The organism is Pseudomonas sp. SIMBA_068 (assembly GCF_046534705.1).
In the GTDB taxonomy this organism is placed as follows: Bacteria; Pseudomonadota; Gammaproteobacteria; order Pseudomonadales; family Pseudomonadaceae; genus Aquipseudomonas; species Aquipseudomonas putida.
The window spans coordinates 1-248 of record NZ_JAWRYI010001237.1 but is presented as its reverse complement, the minus strand read 5'-3'; the positions used below and the strand labels follow the sequence as shown (position 1 = coordinate 248).

Here is a 248-nt window from a genome sequence, read left to right as displayed (position 1 = left end):
CGGGTGCGCCGCCGAACCCCGGGCGGCAGTTGATAGAACCAGTGGGGGATCTGGGTAATGCGGTTTTCACGCATATCCATGAGAACCAGGTTTGAACGGCTGGCCATACCATGGGGAAAATGCGTCAGGCCAGTGTTGCGCAAGTTCAACCAGCGCAGCCTAGTCAACCCACTCAGGGTAAAAGTGCGCCCCAATGGGTTGTGGGACAGGTCGATGTACTCCAAGTTTGTGGCGCTTGCCAAGGTAGC

The 248-nt window shown here is 57.7% G+C and carries 1 protein-coding gene; it reads right to left on the bottom strand.

The features are described from left to right. A partial coding sequence (locus tag SB756_RS33495) for a hypothetical protein (protein WP_410913688.1) occupies positions 1–224 on the bottom strand: 224 nt, incomplete at its 3' end. Positions 225–248 lie beyond the last annotated feature (24 nt).